General features: G+C 61.7%; 23 protein-coding genes and 2 tRNA genes. 8 read left to right on the plus strand and 17 right to left on the minus strand.

Features of this window, described 5'->3' with window-relative positions; genetic code table 11:
- Position 1 precedes the first annotated feature (1 nt).
- Complete coding sequence (locus tag AB8A50_RS22470; RefSeq protein WP_068737841.1) at positions 2 to 292, minus strand: YggT family protein; 291 nt, start codon at positions 290 to 292, stop codon at positions 2 to 4.
- A 196-nt stretch (positions 293 to 488) separates the two neighbouring features.
- On the opposite strand from AB8A50_RS22470, the gene AB8A50_RS22475 reads away from it, so the two are divergent.
- Positions 489 to 564: transfer RNA gene (locus tag AB8A50_RS22475), tRNA-Ala, on the plus strand.
- Between the two features lie 111 nt (positions 565 to 675).
- Here AB8A50_RS22475 and AB8A50_RS22480 read toward each other — a convergent pair.
- From AB8A50_RS22480 to AB8A50_RS22495, 4 genes are all read right to left on the minus strand, one after another.
- Entirely contained in the window at positions 676 to 1455 is a 780-nt protein-coding gene (locus AB8A50_RS22480; RefSeq protein WP_089266539.1) for an SDR family NAD(P)-dependent oxidoreductase, read from the minus strand.
- Positions 1456 to 1666: 211 nt separating this feature from the next.
- Positions 1667 to 2146, minus strand: a complete 480-nt coding sequence (locus AB8A50_RS22485) for a TerB family tellurite resistance protein (protein WP_089266541.1) — start codon at positions 2144 to 2146, stop codon at positions 1667 to 1669.
- 157 nt (positions 2147 to 2303) lie between these two features.
- Complete coding sequence (locus AB8A50_RS22490; RefSeq protein ID WP_089266543.1) at positions 2304 to 3713, minus strand: adenylate/guanylate cyclase domain-containing protein; 1410 nt, start codon at positions 3711 to 3713, stop codon at positions 2304 to 2306.
- Between the two features lie 137 nt (positions 3714 to 3850).
- The gene (locus AB8A50_RS22495) at positions 3851 to 5236 is read right to left on the minus strand and encodes a cytochrome P450 (RefSeq protein ID WP_309941136.1); all 1386 of its coding nucleotides are present in this window, start codon (positions 5234 to 5236) and stop codon (positions 3851 to 3853) included.
- Between the two features lie 210 nt (positions 5237 to 5446).
- On the opposite strand from AB8A50_RS22495, the gene AB8A50_RS22500 reads away from it, so the two are divergent.
- Positions 5447 to 6277 (plus strand): hypothetical protein, encoded by an 831-nt coding sequence (locus tag AB8A50_RS22500; protein WP_439078946.1) that lies wholly within the window; start codon positions 5447 to 5449, stop codon positions 6275 to 6277.
- A 235-nt stretch (positions 6278 to 6512) separates the two neighbouring features.
- Here the strand turns inward: AB8A50_RS22500 and AB8A50_RS22505 are convergent, their stop codons facing one another.
- A complete protein-coding gene (locus tag AB8A50_RS22505) occupies positions 6513 to 7889 on the minus strand; it encodes a hydrolase (RefSeq protein ID WP_439078947.1) in 1377 nt (458 codons plus the stop codon).
- Between the two features lie 163 nt (positions 7890 to 8052).
- On the opposite strand from AB8A50_RS22505, the gene AB8A50_RS22510 reads away from it, so the two are divergent.
- Positions 8053 to 9738 (plus strand): MFS transporter, encoded by a 1686-nt coding sequence (locus AB8A50_RS22510; protein ID WP_439080018.1) that lies wholly within the window; start codon positions 8053 to 8055, stop codon positions 9736 to 9738.
- Between the two features lie 68 nt (positions 9739 to 9806).
- Here the strand turns inward: AB8A50_RS22510 and AB8A50_RS22515 are convergent, their stop codons facing one another.
- From AB8A50_RS22515 to obgE, 3 genes are all read right to left on the minus strand, one after another.
- Positions 9807 to 10028 carry a hypothetical protein gene (locus tag AB8A50_RS22515; RefSeq protein WP_120287810.1) on the minus strand — a complete coding sequence of 74 codons (222 nt, stop codon included), beginning with the start codon at positions 10026 to 10028 and terminating at the stop codon, positions 9807 to 9809.
- A gap of 136 nt (positions 10029 to 10164) precedes the next feature.
- Complete coding sequence (gene proB, locus AB8A50_RS22520; RefSeq protein WP_092140564.1) at positions 10165 to 11295, minus strand: glutamate 5-kinase; 1131 nt, start codon at positions 11293 to 11295, stop codon at positions 10165 to 10167.
- A gap of 51 nt (positions 11296 to 11346) precedes the next feature.
- Positions 11347 to 12396 (minus strand): GTPase ObgE, encoded by a 1050-nt coding sequence (obgE, locus tag AB8A50_RS22525; protein WP_120287811.1) that lies wholly within the window; start codon positions 12394 to 12396, stop codon positions 11347 to 11349.
- Positions 12397 to 12560: 164 nt separating this feature from the next.
- Between obgE and AB8A50_RS22530 the strand changes: the two genes are divergently transcribed.
- Positions 12561 to 13478: a DMT family transporter gene (locus AB8A50_RS22530; protein WP_093758225.1), complete on the plus strand. Its 918-nt coding sequence runs from the start codon at positions 12561 to 12563 to the stop codon at positions 13476 to 13478.
- A gap of 46 nt (positions 13479 to 13524) precedes the next feature.
- On the opposite strand, the gene AB8A50_RS22535 is transcribed toward AB8A50_RS22530, so the two are convergent.
- The 4 genes from AB8A50_RS22535 to AB8A50_RS22550 form a co-directional block, all read right to left on the minus strand.
- The gene (locus AB8A50_RS22535) at positions 13525 to 14115 is read right to left on the minus strand and encodes a GNAT family N-acetyltransferase (RefSeq protein ID WP_089266554.1); all 591 of its coding nucleotides are present in this window, start codon (positions 14113 to 14115) and stop codon (positions 13525 to 13527) included.
- A 133-nt stretch (positions 14116 to 14248) separates the two neighbouring features.
- Complete coding sequence (gene rpmA, locus AB8A50_RS22540) at positions 14249 to 14521, minus strand: 50S ribosomal protein L27 (protein WP_068737821.1); 273 nt, start codon at positions 14519 to 14521, stop codon at positions 14249 to 14251.
- Between the two features lie 80 nt (positions 14522 to 14601).
- A complete protein-coding gene (gene rplU / locus AB8A50_RS22545) occupies positions 14602 to 15096 on the minus strand; it encodes a 50S ribosomal protein L21 (protein WP_089266555.1) in 495 nt (164 codons plus the stop codon).
- Between the two features lie 391 nt (positions 15097 to 15487).
- A complete protein-coding gene (locus AB8A50_RS22550) occupies positions 15488 to 16651 on the minus strand; it encodes a mandelate racemase/muconate lactonizing enzyme family protein (protein WP_439078948.1) in 1164 nt (387 codons plus the stop codon).
- A 129-nt stretch (positions 16652 to 16780) separates the two neighbouring features.
- Here AB8A50_RS22550 and AB8A50_RS22555 point away from each other — a divergent pair, with 129 nt between their 5' ends.
- A complete protein-coding gene (locus AB8A50_RS22555; protein WP_439078949.1) occupies positions 16781 to 17674 on the plus strand; it encodes a LysR family transcriptional regulator in 894 nt (297 codons plus the stop codon).
- Between the two features lie 94 nt (positions 17675 to 17768).
- Here the strand turns inward: AB8A50_RS22555 and AB8A50_RS22560 are convergent, their stop codons facing one another.
- On the minus strand, positions 17769 to 19109 hold the full coding sequence (locus AB8A50_RS22560) for a TadE/TadG family type IV pilus assembly protein (protein WP_439065541.1): 1341 nt from the start codon (positions 19107 to 19109) through the stop codon (positions 17769 to 17771).
- Positions 19110 to 19354: 245 nt separating this feature from the next.
- On the opposite strand from AB8A50_RS22560, the gene AB8A50_RS22565 reads away from it, so the two are divergent.
- The 3 genes from AB8A50_RS22565 (at position 19355) to AB8A50_RS22575 (ending at position 21165) form a co-directional block, all read left to right on the plus strand.
- Positions 19355 to 20449 (plus strand): ROK family protein, encoded by a 1095-nt coding sequence (locus tag AB8A50_RS22565; RefSeq protein WP_439078950.1) that lies wholly within the window; start codon positions 19355 to 19357, stop codon positions 20447 to 20449.
- A 301-nt stretch (positions 20450 to 20750) separates the two neighbouring features.
- Positions 20751 to 20840 (plus strand) — tRNA-Ser (locus tag AB8A50_RS22570).
- Positions 20841 to 20919: 79 nt separating this feature from the next.
- Positions 20920 to 21165, plus strand: a complete 246-nt coding sequence (locus tag AB8A50_RS22575; RefSeq protein ID WP_420882366.1) for a DUF6538 domain-containing protein — start codon at positions 20920 to 20922, stop codon at positions 21163 to 21165.
- A gap of 107 nt (positions 21166 to 21272) precedes the next feature.
- Here AB8A50_RS22575 and AB8A50_RS22580 read toward each other — a convergent pair whose 3' ends face one another.
- The 3 genes from AB8A50_RS22580 to AB8A50_RS22590 all read right to left on the minus strand — a co-directional run bounded on the left by AB8A50_RS22580 (position 21273) and on the right by AB8A50_RS22590 (position 23586).
- Positions 21273 to 21764: a GNAT family N-acetyltransferase gene (locus AB8A50_RS22580; RefSeq protein ID WP_439080019.1), complete on the minus strand. Its 492-nt coding sequence runs from the start codon at positions 21762 to 21764 to the stop codon at positions 21273 to 21275.
- 33 nt (positions 21765 to 21797) lie between these two features.
- Positions 21798 to 22820, minus strand: a complete 1023-nt coding sequence (locus AB8A50_RS22585; protein WP_320446267.1) for a GlxA family transcriptional regulator — start codon at positions 22818 to 22820, stop codon at positions 21798 to 21800.
- Between the two features lie 250 nt (positions 22821 to 23070).
- Entirely contained in the window at positions 23071 to 23586 is a 516-nt protein-coding gene (locus AB8A50_RS22590) for a prolyl-tRNA synthetase associated domain-containing protein (protein WP_115030415.1), read from the minus strand.
- Between the last annotated feature and the right edge of the window lie 271 nt (positions 23587 to 23857).

Genomic DNA, 23857 nt, shown 5'->3' on the forward strand with positions numbered 1-23857 from the left:
ATCAGAAGACGCTGGGATAGATGTAGTAGGTGATCACCCGCTGCAGGAACATGATGATCAGGATCAGGATGATCGGCGAGATATCGAGACCGCCGAGGCTCGGCAGCATCCTGCGGATCGGCGCCAGCACGGGCTCGGTGATCCGGAACAGGAATTCGGCGATCGCGGAGACGAACTGGTTGCGGGTGTTGACGACGTTGAAGGCGATCAGCCAGGACAGGATCGCCGAGGCGATCAGCAGCCAGACATAGAGATCGAGAATGATCAGCACGATATCGAGAACGGCGCGCATGGCGGGGATGGCTCGCGGGTTAGGTCGCGGATTCGACTGTCCGCTAAATATCGGTTCAGCCCCCCTCAAACAAGGGAAGTTCTGGGCGAAAAGTGCCGGAAAACCGCGCTTTTGCGACGTTCTTGACTTGCCGTTAACGGGGATTGTAAATGGCGCCGATTGCTGACCGGATCGCATGGGCGACCCGGTTCGTATCGGGGCCATAGCTCAGCTGGGAGAGCGCGTCGTTCGCAATGACGAGGTCGGCGGTTCGATCCCGCCTGGCTCCACCATCCTTCGCTTGCTTCGCAAGCTCCGGCTCGGCAAGCCACCCTCCCGACCATAAAAAGCGAAGCAAACGAAGGATGTCTCGCCGAAGCCCGCAGGGCGTAGGCGGACCGGATTCACACCCGTCTCAACTGCAACCTTGCCACCGCCCCCGCGATGAAGCCGCGCGGAAAAAGCCGCAGCAGCAGCGGCACGATCTTGATGCCGAGGCCGGGGAACACCGTGCGCTTGTTGGCCATCAGGCCCTGATAGCCCAGCAGGGCGACGTCAGCCGCCGAGACATTGAGGATCGCCGAGTCGAGGCCCGGCGTGAATCCGGCGCGCGCCTGGAATTCCGACGGCACCGGACCGGGGCACAATGCGGTCACGCGCACACCCTTGGAGCCGAGCTCCTGACGCAGCGCTTCGGTGAAGGACAGCACATAGGCCTTGCTGGCGTAGTACACGGCCATTCCGGGACCCGGCAAAAAACCCGCGATCGAGCTGAGATTGAGAATGCCGCCCTTGTTGCGGATCAGGCTCTCGGAAAAGCGCAGCGACAGATCCGTCAGCGCGCGCACATTGACCTCGAGCATGCCAAGTTGCCTGTCGCGGTCCATGTCGATCGCGCGACCGAACATGCCGAAGCCGGCATTGTTCACGACGTACTCCACCTCGACATCGGCAGCAGCGAGGGCAGCCGCGATCTGGGCGCAGGCGTCGCGCTGTTCGAGATCGCAGGGAATGATGATGGGCGCAGCACCACCGGCAGCAGTGATTTCAGCTGCCAGTGCATTCAGACGCTCGGCACGGCGTGCAACCAGAGCGACGCGATGCTTGTTCGCAGCGAAGATGCGCGCGAACTCGGCGCCAATTCCGGCCGAGGCTCCGGTTATTAACGTCACGCGCTCAGTCACAATAAGGTACTCTTAAAATACGTGAGGACGATTTGCATGCGTCTACAGGCGTAATAGGGATGCCGGTGATGTGCAAGTCGGAATGACCACCGGAGTACCGCAGGACCTCCAGTTCCCGAGCGTGTAGCAGTGGCATGAATTATCGGGGACCGCGCATTAAACTTTGGTTATGCGTCGTGCTGCCGTCATTTGCCGGTCAGGCTGCGCCTGCTCAGACAGTCGTATCCGTTGTGGCCGTACCGCCCGCCACGCGTCGTTTAAGCTCCATCCGGTCACGTGATGAAACTGCGAGCAGGTCGGCTGCGCGCCAGACCACATTTTCCTCGAACTCACTGACGCGGCCGTCAGCATAGACCAGCTGCCACATCATCTCGACGAGACGGACACGACCAGGCTCGTCGACCACGCGCATGATGACGCTCGTAAAGTGATAGAGATCGACGGCCTCGCCCTCGACGAGCGTGGCAGCCGAGATGAGCCTGTCAGCCGTGCCCGGATCGAGCTCGAAACGCGACTCGATCAGGCTGTGCAACTTGGCTCTCTCGATAGCTGAGGGCTCACCGTCCAGCGAGATGACGTGAAGCATCAGCGCCGTGGCGGCAAGACGGAAGCCGGTATCGTCGAATGCCTGATTTCCGTGCGCATCGGGAGACACCACGTCGGCAATGAATTGGCGCAGTTTTTCCAGCATTATTCTTTGAACCAGATGATCGCGAGGCCCGCCATGCGGCGAAAGCGCTCGTGCTTTGTGGCGCGAAAATGGAACGCATGCAATGCGGCCGGGTTCCCGAAGCACTGATGACAGTTAAGTAACAATTGAGACGATCGGTAGTTTATGGGATCTCGTGTCACGGAATCTCATAGACCACGATCTTGTCGGCGATGCCGCGCAAGGCGGCGTGCTTCTGGATCGGCGTGATTTCGGCCTTCCGCAGAATAGCTTCCACGGCCAGCGCCGATATCACCGGGCTGGTGACGTGGATCGCCTGCGAGGTTGACAGGCCCTGCACCCTGGCAGCGATATTGACGGTCTGGCCAAAGTAATCCTGCCGCTCGTTCAGCATCACAGCGAGGCAGGGTCCCTCATGGATACCGATTTTGACCACGAGGTCTTTGGTGCCGCGCTCCTCGTTCAGTCGCTCCATCGCGGCGCGCATGCGCAGACCCGCGGCCAGCGCCTGTTCGGGCCGCGTAAAGGTCGCCATGACGGCATCCCCGATGGTCTTCACGACGGCTCCCGCTTCCGACGCAATGATCTCCAGCAGTGCGTGGAAATGTGCACGCACCAGATCGAAGGCTGCGAGATCGCCGACGCGCTCGTACAAGGCAGTCGAGCCCTTGAGGTCGGTGAACAAGAAAGTCAGTGAGGTAATCTTCAGTCGCTGATCGATGTTAAGGTTGTCGGCCTTGTAGACATCGCGAAAGGTCTGGTTGGTGAGTATCCGCTTGGCCGTGAGGAACGGCTTGCGTTTGCCGATCAGGTGATGGAGGCCCTCGGCCGCGACAAATACCGATGGCAGCACGCGCACCTCGGTCTGGTTCTCGAGGGACAATCGCAACGGTCCGGGTTGCAGCGTTATGGTGCCGGTCGGTGTATGCTGCCGGTTGTAGATCAGCGACAAATGCTGTCGTTCCTTGGTCGGCTCGCCCTGCACGTCAATGAACTGCGCGGCATGGGTTACCGGCTCGAACACGATGACGAATTCCGACGGCAGGTGCAGCGACATCACCGCTTTTTCATGCGCCGGCAATTCCATTGCGTCCAGTGTCACTTCATCGGTGAGCGACGCGAACGATTCCTGATTGAGATCGACGCCTGAGCTCCAGAACACCTGCTTGAAGTATTCCCAGAGCGGCAGCGTATTGGGGTCGTGTGCAGCGATGTGCCTGACGCGCGGTGCGACCGTGAACGCCACCTCAACCTGCTCGTCAACCGACGCTTCATAGCCGCAGGCGCAGAGCCCGCAATGGTAGTCGTCATGGCGCAGCGATTTCAGCGTGCTGTGGGCGTCGAGGACGCCGCTGCAGCCCGGGCACAACACATTCCAGGTCAGGTCGAACAGGCCGAGGCGGGAGGCATGCAGGAAGCCGGAAATGACGCGCTCTTCGTTCAGGCCACGGCGTGCCGCGAAATCCAGCACGTTGATACGATTGAGTTCGTGGTCCGCGCCGTCGCGGATCAGTTGTGCAATGGCATCGGCTACGGCCGGATCAGTCGCCTGGTTCAATGTCGCGAATAGTGCCTGAACATCACTCATGGCTTCAGTTTAGGCCAAATAGGCGCTGCATCCAAGACAGGGCTTTGACGCAACACTTCAACTTGTCGTTCCGCCCGCGTGCCATGAGCGCGCGGGGTAACGGGGAAGGCGTGAGGAGAGGACGTGCTGAAATAACGTCAGCGCCGCTCAATGCGGAACATTGGCGAGCGATCCGGTTGTGTCGTCACCACGCCGATAGGCATGACGGGGGCTTTATCCGGCAGCTCGACGCGGAACGCGCCGATGATTTTCGCCAGCGCCAAGGTGGCCTCGACAAGCGCGAAATGCGCGCCGATGCAGACCCGGGCACCGACGCCGAAAGGCAGATAGGCGAAGCGGTCCGGCGGTGTCGCGCCGGGCATGAAACGGGACGGCATGAAGGCGTTGGGCTCGTGCCACAATTTCTCGTGCCGATGCAGTAGCCAGGGCGCGATCAGGATCACGTCCTTGCTGGCGACGGACTGGCCAGCCAGACGATCAGGGCCCGCGGCGGCGCGTGCGATCAGGAAGGCGGGCGGATAGAGCCGCATGGTCTCATCGATCACCGCGCGGGTGAACTTCAGATGCTCGATGTCGAATGTGCCGCTCGCGCTGGCGGCACGGGCTTCGGCCGCGACCTGCTCCTGGGTCGCCGGATCGAGCGTCAGCATATACAGCGCCCAGAACAGCGCCGTTGCCGTCGTCTCATGTCCGGCGAGGATCATCGTCGCCACCTGATCGCCGAGCTGCCCATCGGTGAAGGATGCGCCGGTTTCCGGATCGCGCGCGGCCACCATCAGGTCGAACAGATCGCGCGGCGCGTCGTCGTTCTTGCCGGCGGCGCGACGTGCGGTCATCAGCTCGCCGACGAATCTCGTCCAGCGTCTGCGGAAGAAGGCGCGCGAGATATCCTGCGGTGTCGGCCAGCCCAGCGGCAGCAGCAGATCGAGGAAATGCGGCCGTGCCAGGTTCATGCCGTATTCCATCACGAAGTCGCGCAGCTTCGCGCCATGCTCGGCCATGCCGAAGGAGAACATGGTGCGGCCTGCGATCTCCAGCGTCATCCGCTGCATGATCGCGCGAAGATCGACCGGCTTGCCCTCGGCGCACTGTAAGTCGGCGAGCGTATCGTCGACGGCCGAGATCATGTGCGGCACCAAAGTCGTCACCGCGCGCGGCGTGAAAGCCGGCGCCAGGGTGCGGCGCTGGTGTTTCCAGGTGCGGCCTTCGGCGAGCAGCAGGCCCTCGCCGAGCATCGGCCGCAGCACGCGGAATGCAGCGGGCGTGCGGGTATAGTTCTCGTAATTGTCCACCAGAACATGGCGGATCGCATCGGGGTCGTTGAGGATGAAGCTGGCATGGCCGAAGAAGCGGCCGTTGATGATGTCATCTTCATAGGCGCGCTGGCCCCAGGTCTCGATAGCGCTGCGGCGCATCGCCGACATACGCCCCAGCGCACCCATGTTCTCGGGCGCACGTGGCGGGCTCGGCGGCACCAGGGGCGCTCGCGCAGCGGAGAAATCGTAGACCTCGGCAATGCTCACGATGGGCCTCGCAATTGATCCAGGGACCGGAGCGTCTCGTCATTATAGCAGGCGTCCATCCGCGCGCCATGGAGGCCTCGATGGAAAGCGTGGCCGCAACGCACGCATCGACCAATATTGCGGTCCAGCGGGCGCATCCCTCGGAACGATACTCACGCATGCACATTAGGGAGGCAGTGGCTCCATATCGGACCGGCCTGAGGATTTAAAATGATCGATACCGTTGTCGTCCAACCCAATGTAAGCGTCGATGAACCGCAAACCTCCGGCGTATCGTGGGCTGCGGTTGCAGCCGGTGCCGTGGTTTCGCTCGCACTGACGCTCGTCCTGATTGCCTTTGGCACAGGTCTCGGTCTGTCTGTCGTGTCTCCGTGGGCAAGTTCCGGCGCCTCCGCGACCACGTTCAAGATCACGACCGGTATCTACCTGATCGTCATCGCGATGATCTCGTCATCGCTCGGTGGTTATATTGCCGGCCGTCTGCGGTCGCGCTGGATCGGCGTGCATTCGGACGAAGTCTACTTTCGTGACACCGCGCATGGATTCCTGGCCTGGTCGTTCGCGACGGTTTTGGGAGCGATCCTGCTGGCATCTCCAGCAACCACTTTGCTGAGCGGAGCCGCGTCGGGTGTTGCTGCCGGTGCAACCGCTGCTGCAGCCCAGTCAGGTCCGAGCGATGGCTACCTGGATTCGCTGCTGCGTCCGACGACGCCGTCGGCCGATGGCACCAGCGCGGAAGCGCGTGGTGAACTGTCACGTGTGATGGCTGCCAGTTTCCGTGGTGGAGAGCTCAAGCCTGCCGACCGCAGCTACGTCAACAAGGTTGTCGCCAGCCGCACCGGTCTGAGCGAGGCAGATGCCGACAAGCGCGTCACTGAAGTCATCAACGATGCGAAGACCGCGGTGGATGCCGCACGCAAGGCCGCGATGCAGCTCGCATTCTGGCTCACGGCGTCGCTGCTGATCGGCGCCTTCTCCGCCAGCCTTGCCGCGACGGAAGGTGGCGGGCTTCGTGACGGGACCTGGAAGAAGCGTCGTTAACCCCAATCAAAGGAGACAACCATGCCCATTCTTCTGTGGCTACTCGGAATCCCGCTTCCCCTCATCATCCTGGTACTGTTGCTGCGATAACAGAATAACGAAGGAGCCCCGCACATGGCGGGGCTCTTTGCGATTTCGAACAATGCCTCATGCGATCTGACCGGAGACGCGCAGGGAAGTCGGCAAAGCGGTTATATAGAAAGCCAGACCGCTGAGGCGCGCGAGTTGGCGTGATCTACTCGGTGAATTCCGCCACCGTGATCCGGTTTTCCGACGCCGGCCAGGCGCGCGCCACGATCCGCTCCTGATTGAACAGCGCTGCCACCGGACGTCCGATGTCCGTGGCCGGAAGGCGGATAGTCGAGAGCGAATCCGTGGGCACGCCGGCTTTCACGTCGGCCGGCTCCTTGCCGTCGAGCAGCACGACATCGCGCGGTAATCCAAAATAGCCACGGACGCGCGACATCGACACCACTGCACCGGCATTGGCATCGGTGGGTCCCAGCGGCCGGCCGGCGCGCAGATGCACGACGTCGGACGAGCGGGGGAATGGCGAGCGATAGGAATGCGTGATCGGCGCTCCGGCCGATGTCAGGACGATCTCGACAGGCCAGGTCGGATCGACCTGAACGGGACCCCAGCGGCCATCGGCGGATGTGCGGGCCGAATGGAGCGCTGTCCCGATCCGCTCGCCCGTGTCCGGCGCCACGCGGTACACCTCGACCAGGGCATCCGCGACCGGCCGGTTGGTGGGCACGCCGCCGGGCGTGCCGGTGACGAGACCGCTGATTTTCACCTCAGCTTCCGGCGCGATATCGATCCGCACGGGCTCGCGGCCGACGATAAATTTGTAGATCTCGCGGAAGGCACGGGGGTGAAAGCCGGTTTCGCGATGATCGATGGCGCCGAGGACGAGATTGGTGGCGCCGCGCAGCGCCGGACCATCGGCGGTGACGCCGGTGGCCACGCCCGGCTTGCCGAGCAGGCGACCGTCGGCCTGCGCATATTTGTCGATGCCATCGCTGCGGAGGGTGAGGAAGGCGGTACCTTCAGTCACCTCAGGGCCCTCGCCGGGATTGAGGCTCTTGAGGAACGGGCTGCGGCCATTGAATTCGCTGCCGGGACTATCGGTCCCGTCGAACACGCCGTGATTGGGGGTGCCGCATAGGACGGCGTGGCTGACATCGGCGCTGCCGCCATTCTTGATGTAATTGCGCACCGCATTGCCGCCGCGCGAATTGGCGACCAGCGCCACTTTCGCAGCACCAGTGCGCTTTTTCAGTTCCGCGATGGCTTCGCCGAGTTCGCGGCGCTGGTCTTCGGTGGAGGAGCGGCCCTGCTGCGCCACAGCATCGTCGGAATGCGCCAGCGGATCGGTGAAATTGAGCGCCATCAGCCGGTTGCGCGGGATGCCATTGGTTTCCATGCGCCAGATCTGCGTCATCCAGAGCGCCGCGTGGTCGCCATTGCCGTGGACGAACAGGATCGGGGGAATGTCGGAACCCCCAGTCGTGCCGGGGCCCGTCTGTGCTGCGGCCTCGAAACGGAGCGCATGGGCGGCCAGCGGCAGCATCGCTGCGCCCGTGAGGATGGTCCGTCGCGACAGCGCCATGGCTGGTCTCCCTCTATCTGCGCACATCCGATACCTGCCACTGTGATAGCGGAGCAGGCACTGGACAGACAACGCGTTTCGCAGGCATCAACTTGATGTGCCCGCGGGGAATCAGACCCGCATGGCCCTGCAGTCGCTATCTGCAGCAGACGACGGGACGATGATGGCCGAAGCAGCGAAACCAGTGGTTCTTCCCTCCGACGGCATTGCCGCCCCGCTGCGGTTTGCGGTGTTCCGGCGGATCTGGCTCGCCAGCTTGCTGTCCAATCTGGGCCTGATGATCCAGAGCGTGGGCGCTGCCTGGGCCATGACGCAGATGACCGCGTCGGCCGACAAGGTGGCGCTGGTGCAGACCGCCTTGATGCTGCCGATCATGCTGATCTCGATGCCGGCGGGCGCCGTGGCCGACATGTATGACCGCCGTGTCGTGTCGCTGGCTTCGCTGGTGCTGTCGCTGGTCGGCGCCTGCGTACTGACCATGCTGGACTGGACCGCTCACATCACGCCGAACATCCTGCTCGCCTTCTGCTTCATCATCGGCAGCGGCATGGCGCTGTTCGGACCGGCCTGGCAATCCTCCGTGGGCGAGCAGGTGCCGCCGGAGGTACTGCCATCCGCCGTGGCGCTGAACGGCATCAGTTACAATATTGCGCGCAGTTTCGGCCCGGCGATCGGCGGCATCGTGGTCGCCACCGCCGGTGCTGTCGCAGCCTTCGCGGCCAATGCGGTGCTCTACATCCCGTTGCTGGTGGTGCTGTTCCTGTGGCGTCGCAAGGTCGATGTGTCGCGGCTGCCGCGTGAGCGGCTGAGCCGGGCCATTGTGTCCGGCGTGCGTTACATTGCTAATTCGCCGTCGATCAAGATCGTGCTGACGCGCACGCTGATCACCGGCATCTGCGGTGGTTCGGTCTCGGCGCTGATGCCGCTGGTTGCGCGCGACCTGCTGCATGGCGGCGCGCAGACCTACGGAATCATGCTCGGAGCTTTCGGCATGGGTGCGGTGATCGGCGCAATGAATATTGGGCATGTCCGCAAGCATCTGAGCGGCGAAAGTTCGATCCGGGCCTGTGCGCTGATCATGGGCGTCGCGATTGCCGTCGTCGCGGTCAGCAGCGAGCCGGTCATCACGGCGGCGGCGCTGGTGGTGGCCGGCTCGGTCTGGATGCTGGCGGTCGCGCTGTTCAATATCGGCGTACAGCTCTCGGCGCCGCGCTGGGTTGCCGGACGTTCGCTCGCCGCCTTTCAGGCGGCGATTGCCGGCGGCATCGCGATTGGCAGTTGGGGCTGGGGGCATCTCACAGACATGGTCGGCGTCGAAGCGGCATTGCTGGTGTCCGGCGGAGCGATGTTTCTCTCGCCGCTGTTTGGCCTGTTCCTACGGATGCCGCCGACCGGCGCGCGCGACGAGGATGCCGAGACGCTGGCCGATCCTGAAGTGCAACTCCAATTGACGGCGCGCAGTGGCCCGCTGGTGGTGGAGATCGAATATCGCGTGGATCAAGAGAATGCGCGCGCATTCCACGGCGTGATGCAGGACGTGCAGCTCTCGCGCCAGCGCAACGGTGCCTATGGGTGGTCCATCGCGCGCGATATCGCTGATCCCGAATTGTGGACCGAACGCTACCACTGCCCGACCTGGCTCGATTTCCTGCGCCAGCGTAATCGTTCGACGCAGTCCGAGCGCGCTTTGTATCAGCGCGCGGCGGACTATCATCTGGGGCCGGATCCGGTTCGCGTGCGCCGCATGCTGGAGCGGCCGTTCGGTTCGGTGCGCTGGAAGGACGATACGCCCGATCGCGCAGCGACCGAGGTGCTTCCTGTCGCGACGCCGGCCGGCAGCAGCGGTTAAAGCTTCTTATCTTGACGCGTTTTCCTGACGCGAACCGGTGCTCACTTCGCTCGAAAACGCTAGTCGCGCTATTGATTGTTCTCGGCGAGAACTTTCGCGCAGGCCTTGCTGAGCTTCGAACGGTTTTCCTTGAGGCAGCTGAGCACGACCATGTCACCATCGTTCATCTTGGCGCGGCAGAAGCGCGAGACGTCGCGTGAACAGGCCGACTGATTGGCCGATGTGTTGCTGCCCTGCGCGAAAGCGGACGTTGCGATCAGCAGGAACGGGATGATCAAAAGTCGGGTCATGAAATGGGCCTCCCTAAAAATTGGCTATCTGATTCTATGGCGCGCAACGAAGTACGCGGGAATGGCGCAATGATGGCGAGCGTCCGGCGCCAAGTTTACGGATTGCGCGTTATGTCATTCAGGCGAGCGTCGCTGCTTAACTTCGTGATCCCGAAATCACGAGATCGTCGCGATGGATCATTTCGGCGCGGCCGCTGATCCCAAGAATAATCATCACGTCCGGAGATGAGCGGCCTTTGATCTTCTCAGCATTGTCTGCGTCATAAGCCACGAGGCCGCGGCCGATTTCGTGCGTGTCCGGTCCGCGCACGATAACGGCGTCGCCGCGTGCGAAGTCACCTTCCACCTTGATGACGCCGGCAGGCAGCAGACTCTTGCCGGCACGGAGTGCGGCGACCGCACCTGCATCAATGGTCAGCGTGCCTTTCGGTTCCAGCGATCCCGCAATCCAGCGTTTGCGCGCAGTGACGGGATTTGCAGGAGTCAGGAACCAGGTACACAGGCCGCCATCGGCGATCTTCTGCAGTGGATGCTCGACCTTGCCGGACGCGATGATCATATGCGTGCCCGCGGTGGTCGCGATCTTGGCAGCTTCGATCTTGGTGTACATGCCGCCGCGCGACAATTCGCTCTCGGCAGCGCCCGCCATGCCTTCGATCTCGGCAGTGACGCTGTCGACGATGGGAATCAGCTTCGCATCGGGATTGGCGCCGGGTGGTGCAGTGTAGAGCCCGTCGATATCCGACAGCAGCACCAGCAGATCGGCGGATGCCATGGTCGCGACACGCGCCGCGAGGCGATCATTGTCGCCATAGCGGATCTCGTTGGTCGCCACCGTGTCGTTCTCGTTGATGACCGGCACCGCGCGCCATTCCAGCAGTTTGCCGATGGTCGAGCGCGCATTGAGGTAACGACGACGTTCCTCGGTGTCCTGCAGCGTCACGAGAATCTGTCCGGCACCGATGCCGTGATGGCCCAGTACTTCCGACCAGATGCGCGCCAGCGCGATCTGCCCGACGGCAGCGGCGGCCTGGCTCTCTTCGAGTTTCAGCGGACCGCGCGGAAGCTTGAGGCGGCTGCGGCCGAGCGCGATCGAGCCTGATGAGACCACGAGGACGTCGCGACCGTCCGCATGCAGCTTGGCGATATCGGCGGCCAACGCCGCAAGCCATTTGGCCCTGACTTCGCCGGCCGCGGAATCGATCAGCAGCGACGAGCCGACCTTGACGACGATACGGCGAAAGTTCTTCAGCTCAGGGCGCGACATGATGTGGGCTTTGGCAGGACCTGTGATGCTTGGACGGACGTGAGAGGCAGATTAGCTCGTCGCCGGCGCCCATGGCGCAGACTGCGCTGCGCTCTTGGCCTTGTCCGACACCGGCGCCTCGCCGATCACTGCAACGAGCGCACGCAATGCGTCCGGCACGCCTTCGCCCGTTGCGCCCGAGATCAGCAGCGGCGTCTGCTTCGCAGCGCGCTTCAACCGGTCCTTCTGCTTCTTCAACTCGTCCGGCTCGACCGCATCGATCTTGTTGAGCGCGACGATCTCGACCTTGTTGGCAAGGTCGCCCTCATAGGCATCGAGTTCGGCGCGGACGGTCTTGTAGGCCTTGCCCGCATGTTCGCAGGTCGCATCGATCAGATGCAGCAGCACGCGGCAACGCTCGACGTGGCCAAGAAAGCGATCGCCGAGGCCGGCGCCTTCATGCGCGCCCTCGATCAGACCGGGAATGTCCGCCAGCACGAATTCGCGCGCGTCGACATCGACGACGCCGAGCTGTGGATGCAGCGTGGTGAACGGATAGTCCGCGATCTTCGGCCGCGCAGCGCTGACCTTGGACAGGAATGTGGACTTGCCGGCGTTGGGCAGGCCGACGAGACCCGCATCCGCAATCAGTTTCAGTCGCAGCCAGATCCAGCGCTCTTCGCCGGGCTGGCCGGGATTGGCATTGCGTGGGGCGCGGTTGGTAGATGATTTGAAATGCGCGTTGCCAAAGCCGCCATTGCCGCCTTCGGCCAGCACATAGGTCTCGCCGAGCTTGGTGAAGTCGTGGATCAGCGTCTCGCGATCCTCATCGATGATCTGCGTGCCGACCGGAACTTTGAGCGTGATCGGCTTGCCATTGGCGCCATGGCGGTCCTTGCCCATACCATTGGTGCCGCGCGGCGCCTTGAAGTGCTGCTGGTAGCGATAGTCGATCAGCGTGTTGAGGCCGTCGACCACTTCGATGATGACATCGCCGCCGCGGCCGCCATTGCCGCCGGAGGGACCGCCGAATTCGATATACTTCTCGCGGCGAAAGGCCACGCAGCCGTTTCCGCCGTCGCCGGAGCGAATGTAAACCTTGGCTTCATCGAGGAATTTCATAGCGTATCCGTATCGCAGGGGGGTGATCGCGGCAACCACTTCGTCGCCGGAGCATCGTGAAAAGCCCTTATTTGGGGGCCTTGCTGCGCATCAGGTGACGTCCTAAACGACTCATCTTGCCATTAACCAAGCGTGCGCATTCCGCGACTTTCCTACGGGCTCATATAGGCATGTTTGCGACCATTTCGACCGCAGCCGACAATCGTGCCGCCCGGCTGGCCGGTATCGGCCTGATGCTCCTGGGCATCAGCATGTTCTCCTGCGGCGATGCGATCGGCAAATTCCTCGTGGGCACCTATTCGGTCGGGCAATTGATGCTGCTGCGGGCCTGCGCGGCGCTGGCGCTGCTGGCGCCGTCGATCTGGCGGCATCGTGCGGACTTCTTGCAGCTCGATCGGCCGGGTCTGCAGCTCATTCGCGTGGTGCTGTCGACACTGGAAGTCGCGGCGTTCTTCTGGGCGGCGGCCTATCTGCCGCTGGCGGATGTCATCACCTATTATTTGGCCTGTCCGATCTTCGTCACCGCGGGCTCCGCGATCTTTCTCCGCGAATCTGTCGGCTGGCGGCGCTGGAGCGCGATCTTCGTCGGCTTCTGCGGTGTACTGATCGCGCTGCAGCCCTCGGCGCAGACGGTGACATGGCCGGCGCTGATCGCGCTCGGCGGCAGCCTGTCCTTCGCCGCGCTGATGCTCATCACCCGCTCGCTGCGTTCCGCGCCGGACGTGGTGCTGGCGACGACCCAGTTTATCGGCACGTTTACTTTCGGCGCCGTATTCACGGCGTTCGGATGGGTGACGCCCGATCTGCGCGATCTCGGCCTGTTCTTTCTGGCGGGCGTTGTCTCGGTCTGCGCGCTGCTCTGCGTCAATCGCTCGCTGAAGCTGGCGCCGGCGAGCACTGTGGTGCCGTATCAGTATTCGATGATCATCTGGGCGGTGATCTTCGGCTATCTCGTGTTCGGCGAATTGCCGTCGTGGGCCACGCTGATCGGTGCGGCGGTCATCATCGCAGCAGGGCTCTATATCTTCCTGCGCGAGCAGCAGCTCGGAAAGATCGCCGACGAAGTACCGCCAGCGGTGTGAACTTCTTTTCCCTCTCCCCCAAGGGGAGAGGGAAAGTAAGAGTCGTTCACCGTCGCGTCGATGTTCCCCAGTTCTTCAGCGAACTCCACACGCCTCTTGTCAGCTTGAAGCAGTCGACCGGTGTTGACGAGCCGATCGCTTCGAAGCGGTGGAGTTGAACGCCACTCCACTGGAAGCCGCACTTCTCCAGGATGTTGCGCGACGACGGATTGGCGACGCGCGCGCCCGAGATCAGGTGATCGATATCGAATTCGTCGAATGCGTAATCGATCGCGGCACGTGCGGCCTCGGTCGCAAAACCCTGGCCCCAGTGATCGACGCCGAGCCAGTAGCCGAGCTCCGGCGATTCGGCTTCGCGCCAGTCGATTCCGACCATGCCGATGGGACGACGATCGAGTTCGATCAGGAACACGCTGTCGCTTGCCGTGCCGCTCAGCGAATTGACGAAATCGACTGCGTGATCCTGCTGATACGGGAAGGGCAGGCGACGCGTCATCTCGGCGATGCGGCGATCATTGGCAAGAAGCGCGATGGCTTTTACGTCCGCGAGTGTCGGCTTGCGCAAGGCCAACCGTTCGGTCTCGAGGACGCAGCCTCTGGTTTCTCTCAACGTCGGGGTCGGAATATCCTGCAACATCTCGGGCTCCTGTGTGCGCCCCGAAGCGACGCACCAAACGAAAAGGGGAGGCCGGTTTCCCGCCTCCCCTGGAGCCCAATTCTGGCGCTCCGCCGGTTCAACAGGACCCGGCGGACTCCAATGTGTCCACCGTTTATTCGGCCGCGGCTTCAGTAATCGGGAGTACCGATACGAAAGTGCGGCCGTTCGATTTGGCACGAAACTCCACGTGGCCTTCGACCTTGGCGAACAGGGTATGGTCTGTGCCCATGCCGACATTAAGGCCGGGGTGCCAGGTGGTGCCGCGCTGACGCGCAATGATGTTGCCGGGAATCACGCGCTCGCCGCCGAACGCCTTCACGCCGAGGCGCTTGCCAGCCGAATCGCGGCCGTTGCGCGATGAACCGCCTGCTTTTTTATGAGCCATAGCCCGTCTCCGATCTCGATAAGTTCTAGATCAATTCCTTGAAGGAATTGTCTCACAGATTCTCAACTTTTCGCAGCGGCTTATTCCGCGGCGGGCTTTTTCTTCGCAGCCGGCTTCTTGGCTGCAGCAGGCTTGGCGGCGGCTGCCTTCGGAGCAGCGGCCTTCTTCGCCGGCGCCTTCTTGGCAGGAGCTTCGTCGCCATCAACCGGAGCGGTCACGACCGGCTTCTCACGCTTCGGACGAGGTCCGATCGTCGGCGCCTTGCCGTCGGCCAGGATCTCGGTGATGCGGATCATCGTGAGCTCGTCACGGTAGCCACGCTTGCGCTTCGAATTCTTGCGGCGGCGCTTCTTGAAAGAGATGACCTTGGGGCCGCGCTTGTGGTCGAGCACTTCGGCCGCAACCGACGCACCAGCCACCAGAGGCAGGCCGAGCACAGGCGTATCACCGCCCAGCACGAGAACTTCACCAAGCTGCACGATCGTTCCGACATCGCCGGCGATCTTGCCAATCTCGAGCACATCATCCGGAACGACGCGGTATTGCCGGCCGCCGGTTTTGATGACTGCGAACATCGTTATATTCCTTCGTGTTCGATCCCATCCTCGGATCAGATCCGGGACGGCTTCTTGTTCAGTCGATAAGGGTTCACCGCGACTTCCAGGAAGTCGCGCATCTTTGCGTTTTTGGTCGACGTTGCGACCCCACGCAAAAACAATCGGCGCCAAGCAAGGCTTGCGCCGAAGCGTGCTTTATAGAGGGTGAAGGCGGAGAGTCAAGGAAAGACGGGCGAAAAGCGAGCCAAAAACAGAGTCTTGGCGGGAGCTTCGTCCTCTCAGTTGTCATCCCCGGGCTTGACCCGGGGATCCATCTTTGCCGTGCGTTTTGCCGAAGATGGATGGCCGGGTCAGGCCCGGCCATGACAGCGTTTTATATTTCCCGCCAGTACCTTAGCGGGGCCAAGCCTCACGACGCCAGGCTGCGCATTTCCTTGATCAGGTCGGACTTGCCCTCAAAGCCGATGCCCGGGAGTTCCGGCATGGTGATGTGGCCATCAATCACCTTCACGCCATCCGGGAACCCGCCATAGGGCTGGAACAGATCCGGATAGGACTCATTGCCGCCGAGGCCGAGACCGGCCGCGATGTTGAGCGACATCTGGTGGCCGCCATGGGGGATGCAGCGGCGCCATGACCAGCCGTAGCTCTTCAGCATGTCCAGCGTACGCAGATATTCGACGAGGCCGTAACTGAGTGCGCAGTCGAACTGCAGCCAGTCGCGGTCCGAGCGCATGCCACCATAGCGGATCAGGTTGCGCGCGTCCTGCATCGAGAACAGGTTCTCGCCGGTGGCCATCGGACCGGGATAATGCTCGGCGAGCTTCGCCTGCAGTTCGTAGTCGAGCGGATCGCCGGCTTCCTCGTACCAGAACAGGTCGTATTCGCGCAGTGCCTTGGCATAGGCGACGGCCGTATCGAGATCGAAGCGGCCATTGGCGTCGACAGCGAGTTTGGCCCCTGCTGGAAGCAGTTTCAGCACATGCTCGATGCGCTTGCAGTCATCGGCGAGCGGCGCGCCGCCGATTTTCATCTTCACGACATTGTAGCCGCGATCGAGATAGCCCTTCATTTCCGAGGCGAGGCCTTCAAGACCCTTGCCGGGATAATAGTAACCGCCCGCGGCATAGACGAAGACCTTCGGGTCAGCGGTGGTGCCATAGCGTTCGGCGAGCAAACGGAACAGTGGCTTGCCCGCGATCTTGGCGACCGCATCCCACACCGCCATGTCGATGGTGCCGATCGCGACTGAGCGCTCGCCGTGGCCGCCCGGCTTCTCGTTGGTAAACATGGTGGCCCACACCTTGTGCGGGTCGATATTGTTGCCCGAGGCGTCGATCAGGCTGTCGGGCTTGGCTTCTAAAATGCGCGGCGCGAAGCGCTCGCGGATCAGGCCGCCCTGACCGTAGCGGCCGTTGGAGTTGAAGCCGTAGCCGATCACGGGTTTGCCGTCGCGGATCACGTCGGTGACCACGGCGACCAGGCTCAGGGTCATTTTACTGAAGTCGATGAAGGCGTTAGCGATGGGGGAGGCGATCGGAGCGGTGCGCTCCCGGATGTCGATGATGCGCATGAGGCGCTCCTGCGGCTGGGTGAGACGGGCTTGCGGAGAGGCATACGCCTCTCTTAGCCATCTCTGAAATGGTCATTTTTCATCAGAGCAGTTCCGAGATAAGATGGCTGGTGCCATCCCGGACGTCCCATGCAAAGCTTTGATCCAATTTCACTCCGCCTGTTCATCGCTGTCTGCGAGGAGCGCAATATCGCCAATGCCGCAAAGCGCGAGGCCATCGTGCCCTCAGCGGTGAGCAAGCGTATCAGTCAGATGGAGCAGGAGGCCGGCGTGCAATTGCTCGAACGGGGCCGCCGCGGCGTCACAGTGACGGCGGCCGGTGAAGCGCTGTGTCGCTATGCACGGGAGTCCCTGCAGTTGCTCGACCGGATGCAGGCCGAACTCGGCGCCTTTGCCGATGGCGTGCAAGGGCATGTGCGGGTGTTCGCCTCGAAGTCGGCGGTGGCCCAGGTGCTGCCGGAAGATATCAGCCTGTTTGCGAAGCGCTATCGCGACGTGCGCGTCAGTCTCGAAGAGCGCGAGATCTGGGAGGTCGTGCGCGGCGTCGAGGAAGGGCGCGCCGATATCGGCGTCTGCTGGGATGCCGTCGATCTGCGTGGTCTCAGGACGTTTCCCTATCATCGCGATCAGCTCGCGGTAGTGGTGCATCCCGATCATCCGCTTGCGAAACGCACGTCAGTATCGTTCGAGGACACGATCGACTTCGAACATGTCGACATCGTCGCGCGCAGCATCATGCAGACTATGCAGCGCAGTGTCGCAGCTGCGGCCGGCAAGCAGATGCGCTACCGCATTCAGGTTTCCACCGTGGATGCCGCCTATCGCATTGTCGCGGCGCAACTGGCCGTCGCGATCATTCCGCAGGAAGAAGCGTCCACGATCCAGCAGACGCTGGGGCTGAAGGTCATCCCGCTCAGCAATGACTGGGCGAAGCGGCAATTCGTCGTCGCCGTGCGCGACAAGGGCCTGAGTCGGCCGGCGCAATTGCTGCTGGAAAGCCTGAAGGAAAGCGCGAGCGAATGAGCATTCGCCACAGTGCAGTGTCGTGCGTGATCTTGAAGATGAATCACGCAGTCGATCTCGCGGAGCTAGCCGACTTGCTCGGTCGTTGCGCCGGCTAGCGGCTCACGCGGGCATCGGCAACGGCACGCTGAAACAACGCTGTCATCGCGTCCGAGATGCCCTGGGTCGGGCTGACCTCAAAATAGAAGCCTGGCGAAGCGCAGCTCTGCATATTGCTGGCGATCTGGCTGTTGGGTGAAGGTCCGTAAGGACCAGCGTTGAATGGTGCGATCCAGCTATTGTACCAGGCATTGGTCGGAAGTGCGAGGTAGGTCGTGTAAAGCACGGCAATCTTGATGCCGCGATTCTTCAACGTGGTGCAAAGCGCTGGATTGATCGGCGACTGGCATCGTCCACCAGTCGTCGGTTTCAGGCAGTTGCCGGGATTGTATTCGTCAGCCACGCCATCGGATACGAAGAAGAGATATTTGAGCGGTGCACCGGCTGTACCGGCTCCGGGGGCGCTGATGGCGGTGTTGATCGCCGGGAATATAGCGCTGTAGCCGGTGTCCTGATCGTTGTTGTCGTTCTGGCCGTTCACCGTCATCAAGTCGATGTTTCCGGCCGCCGTCTTCGCACTTGAGAGGCCGGACGACAATGTGAACAGGGCTCTCAAACCGGACGTCGAGGCGGCCGCGCCGAAGTCGTAGATCGCCATGCGGAACTGGTTGGAATAGGTCTGCGTACTGGCCGCGGTATCCATCAACTTCTGGGTGGCCGTACGCAGCACGTCGATGCGCGTGATCACGCCAAGTGTCTTGGCGAGTTTGTAGTAGTTGTTGCTGTTGTTGAGGTCGTGGCAGGCAAAGGCGCAGCTGTCCGACGTATTCTTGACCATCAGAGCCACGTCGGCCGGTGTTGCGCCGACGCCCATGGATGGCGAATTGTCGAGCAGCAGATAGAAATCGATGTAATTCGGCATCGTCGCCGTCGCGACAGAACTGCCGGTAACGGTCATTTTGGAAAAGCCCATGACGGATGTGAGACTGGTCGACACATCCGCCGAGAATTGCATAGTGGCCGTCACGACGCCGTTGGCGCGATTGACGGTCGCTGTCGTGCTGGTCAGCGTGAAGCCGGTCCTGCCTGATGTGTTGCCCTTGAAAATATTGATTGCGTCGACGTCGCCCCCGGGGACGGGGCCGTCCGCTGCCATCGAACCTGCGGTAATGAATGCAGCAGACTTCTGCACGATGGAGCCGACGCTCGCAGTATCAAGGGCGGCTTGCAGTTGGGATCTGATCTGTAGTGCACGCGTATAATCGACCGCGGCGCCCACCATGGAAATAAGGGGGATGCATGTGATCGCGAATATGATCGCGACATTGCCGCGTCGGTCGCAGCGAAAACGATCAATTAGCCTGAGGAACGATAGCCCGAGGAATGACTTCAGCATGAATACGCACCCGTATGAATGCGGAGATAATTACCTGAGCTGATAAATTTACTGTTAGGTCGATCGCAGAAAGGTAGTGGCTTGGGTTGCTGCCCTGTTGGTTAGTTAAGGATGTTCTACCGGTTTCATTGAAACCGGCTCGCGGGACCGACGCAAAAGGGGAGCGGTACGATCATCCCGGCGGGGCGATGAAACAAACCGGCTCCCGGGGCATTGTCATGCGGTTCTAGTCTGGCAGGGGCAATATGGCTGAAGACACAATGACGACCGTAGGCATCGGCAATCACGGTGCCAAGCGGCTGCCGTCCGTTGATGTGGACACGTTCAACATCGAGCTGAAGGACGACAACGGCTTTCTCGGTGACCGCGCCAGCAAGGGCGCTTTTCAGCGCATACTGGATGATCTCAGAAAGCCATTGAAGAAAAACGGCGACGATCCGCTCGGCAAAAAGGCTGCCAACGAGATCAGTAAATCCAGCCTCGACGAAATCCTGCTTGGCGACGATGTGGCCGCGGCTGCACTCGTCCATGGTGCGATCGAAGAATTCGCGCGGGAGCTGGCTTATGTCACGCAGCGCTTCTTCAAGACGAAGGCCTGGGCAGATACGGAATGCATCGTGGTCGGCGGCGGTTTCCGCCAGAGTCGTGTCGGGGAACTTGTTATTGCGCGCACGGACATCATCCTCAAGGCCGAAAATCTCAAGGTTGCGTTGGTGCCGATCCGGTTTCATCCAGATGAAGCCGGCCTGATCGGTTGCCTGCATCTGGCGCCGTCATGGATTTTCGAAGGTTACGACAGCATTCTGGCGGTCGACATCGGCGGCTCCAACATCCGTTGTGGCGTGGTCGAAACCGCATGGAAGAAATCGAAGGATCTCTCCAAGGCCGCGGTATGGAAGTCCGATCTCTGGAAACATGCCGATGATGAGCCGACGCGTGAAGGCGCCGTCAAGCGGTTAGTGAAGATGCTGAAGGATCTGATCTCCGCCGCCGACAATGAAGGCCTCAAGCTGGCGCCGTTCATTGGCATCTCGTGCCCTGGGGTGATCAACGAAGACGGCACCATCGCGAAGGGAGCGCAGAATCTTCCGGGTAACTGGGAAAGCAGCAAGTTCAATCTGCCGGCCTTGCTTGCTGAGGGCATTCCCACAATCGGGGATCACGATACTGCGGTGCTCATGCACAATGACGGCGTTGTCCAAGGCCTCAGTGAAGTCCCTTTCATGCAGGACTTCGAACGCTGGGGCGTGCTGACGATCGGAACGGGGCTGGGCAATGCTCGCTTCACCAACCGCAAGAAAGAGAAGGACGACAAGAAGGCGAAGAAAGACAAGGATTGAGCAGGACCATTGAGCGTCCCGGTGCCGCCTCGGCCAATGGCCGAGTGCATGCATCCGTCGGCGAATCATCCTGGCGCCGCCATGGCTCGTCATGCTGCGCGTCCAACCATAGCGTGCGTTGCCGCTGCGAATCTGCAACGAAAAGGCTGGCTTTCTAGTCTACGCGCCAGCCAGAGCCAGCTTTTGCGGCTCTGCGGGCAATTGGGTGCGGATTTTCCGCTCTGCCCGTCTTGTCTGGCCCGCCATCCTCGCCTAGAACTCCGCGCAACCACCCACGGGCGACCGTGGGTCTTGGCGCCTTGGAGAGGTGGCAGAGTGGTTGATTGTACCGCACTCGAAATGCGGCATGGGTGCAAGCCCATCGGGGGTTCGAATCCCCCCCTCTCCGCCAGCCAGATCGATAGACCTTTGAAAGCAATAGCCTTTTGCCGCCCGTTTTGTACACGCGGGTGGTACACATGGCTCTACCCATGTCTTGTTCTTGGAAGCACCCGACAGCGGCGACTATTGTTTCCGGCGAGGCGTGCCGGACGATCTCCGCGAGTTTGTTCGGCAAACGCGAAGGGCGGCTTAGCCTCGGTACCCGAGATACAGTCGAGGCAAAGCGTCTCCACGCCTTGAAGCTTGTCGAGATTGAAGAGCGTTGGTCGAACCCCCGGCAAAGCCAGCGCCCGCTCGCCTCCATCAGGCCCGCGCGGGCCCGCCGCCGCCGATGATGCAGTCATGGTGTTCGGCCATGGTGATACCGAGTGCTCAGCCGTGACGATACCGGATCAGATCAGCAAAAATTATGGAGCGGCGCACACCGCGCCTCGCGATACCGTCATTGAGCGTCAAGCTTACGAAACATCACGAGCGCATCAACATATTCGCCAGTCGGAAGCCGAAAAGCCTCAGGCAGCCGCCCGACAATCGCGAAGCCGAGCGTGGTCCAGAGTTTCACCGCACGTATATTGTTGCTCACGACACAGTTGAATTGCATCGCGCGAAATCCTGAGCTTCTGGCATAGTCGAGCGAGTGTAGGCACATATTGCGCGCCACACCGCCGCCTTGCGCGCTCGCCAGCGTCATGTAGCCGCAATTGGCCACGTGGCTGCCACCACCGTCCTGGTTGGCGCGCACATAATAAGATCCCACGATCTGACCCTGGCGCACGGCAACGAAGGTTCGTTTATCCGGACCGTGCCAGTAGGACAAAGCATCGTCCTTCGTCATCAGGGGGTCCAGGGCGTAGGTCGTGCCTGCACGGATGGTCGGCTCGATGACCGACCAGATGTCTGCCTGGTCTGCCGGCTCAGCCGGGCGAATGATCAGGTCGTCGGAGTGTATGACCATAACAAGTGCCGCCTAAGCCGGACTGAATATACGCCGACCTTCGCCGGCATCTTGCCCGTGGGATTGACCGATTATTCTGCGGCGTTCCTCGGACGGGTTGGTATTGAAGGCGGCCTTGAACGCCTTGCTGAGATGCGAACCGTCGACGAAGCCGGTTTCGGCGGCGATTGCGGCCAGCGATAGGTCGGTCTTCAACATCCACCGTGCATGTTTCAGGCGCAGCCGCAGATATGTCGCCTGCGGCGACTGTCCGGTTTCCTCTTTGAAAAGACGCTCCAGTTGCCGCGTGCTCAGACTGACCTTGCCGGCCAGTCGCGCGACAGACAGCGGCGCTGATAGGTTCTGCTCCATCATTAGCAGCGCGCGCGAGATCCGTCCGTCGGTCTCGGCAAATTCGGTCGGCGGCGCCGATTGAGCCGAGGATCCGGGTTTCATGCGATCGATCAGCATGATGTGGAGCGCCTTCTGCGCGCTCGACAGGCCCATGCGTTGTTCCACGATATGGGCGGCGAGGTAGGCAACGCCCATGCCGCCCGAACAGGTGATGCGGTTGCCGTCGATGACGAAGAGCTGGTCGGCCACCGGGAGTGTCTCGCCGAATTCCTCCAGGAAATCGCGATAGTGGTACCAGCTGATGCAGCACTTTTTCTGGTTGAGAAGGCCTAGACGCCACAGCACGAAACTGCCGGTGCAGACGCCGATCAGATCGACCTTGGTGTTCGCAGCCTCCAGCAGATAGCGCTTGATCTTGTCATCGATCTGCGGGCCCTGATGCAGCAGGCCGCCCACCACGACGACATAATCGAGCTCGCGCGGATCGAGGAACCGGGAATTCGGATACATCAGCAGACCGCAACTCGAACGGATCGGCTCGTCGGTGTCGGCCATGATGTGCCACTGGCAGCGGATCGGCCGACTGTTGTCGCCCTCGTCGGCGGCGAGACGCAGCACGTCCACGAAGCTGGCCAACGCAGTCAGCGTGAAATTCTTGGTCAGAATGAAGCCAACGCGCAGCGGACGGACCTTTGGTTGCATCACCCCTGCCTTTGCATTCACCATATGGTCGAATGGCAATCCGGGTGATCGCCGCGAGACGATGCTCCAAAACGGACCCATGTCGCATCATTACATACCTCCAGCGCGCCGGGGCAGGCATTTGCGATGGACTGATCCTAAAAATACATTGCCGCGCGCGCAAGGGCGGCGAAGCGTCTCGCTTGGCGCGCGACGTTGGGGTGTCGGCTGGGAACCGGAAGCCCAGGTCGGCCGGTTCGGCGCAGGAGGGTCAGCCGGCGGACGGCGGCTCTTCTGGCGTCGCGAACTGCGCTTCGCGGCCGATCGCAGCGAGAAATGCGTCGAGTGCGCCGACCGACAGCGATGTCGTGCGGCTGTTGACTATGGGGTGGCAATTGATGCGCTCCGCCGATCGTAAGCGCGCATCAATGACGGGAGTGACCGCCTGATTGGCATCGTTGTAGAGCGCCAGAATCGAGACCGATCCCGGTTCGATCCCAAGCAGTTCCTTCAGGGCTTCCGCGCTTCCAAATGACAGCCCGCCCTTGGCGCCGATCGTCTTTGCCAGCGACTTCAGGTGAACGGTCGCGGCTTCGTCGGTGACGAACAGGAAGAACCGTTTCTTGCCGTCGCGGAGGAACAGGTTCTTGGTGTGAATGCCGGGAATGTCGCCGCGTAGCGCACGCGACTCTTCCACCGTATGCACGGGCGGGTGTTCGAACGTCTCCACCACGATCGACTTGTCTTTGAGATACTGAAGAATCTCGTCACTGCGTTCGATGCTCATCCTGCGTGTCCTTGATCGTCGAGGGCGGGACTGCGTGCGCCCGGGGCATGCCGTCCTGTCTACATGGCAGCGATCCGTGTCGCATGGATACGTCGCGAATTCGAGACCCTGGCGAGCGAAGCCGGGCGGCTTGTCGCAAATCTACGTGTTTCGTGTCGGGGCTTTGCAAACCTGCGGCGTTCCGATGTCGCTCTGATCCAACATGATTGGCGGGCTGATGCTGGCCGCGAAGCGGCAGCGAGTTGTAGGCTCCATCCAATCACAACGTGGA

This window comes from Tardiphaga sp. 841_E9_N1_2 (assembly GCF_051811065.1).
Lineage (GTDB): Bacteria > Pseudomonadota > Alphaproteobacteria > Rhizobiales > Xanthobacteraceae > Tardiphaga > Tardiphaga robiniae.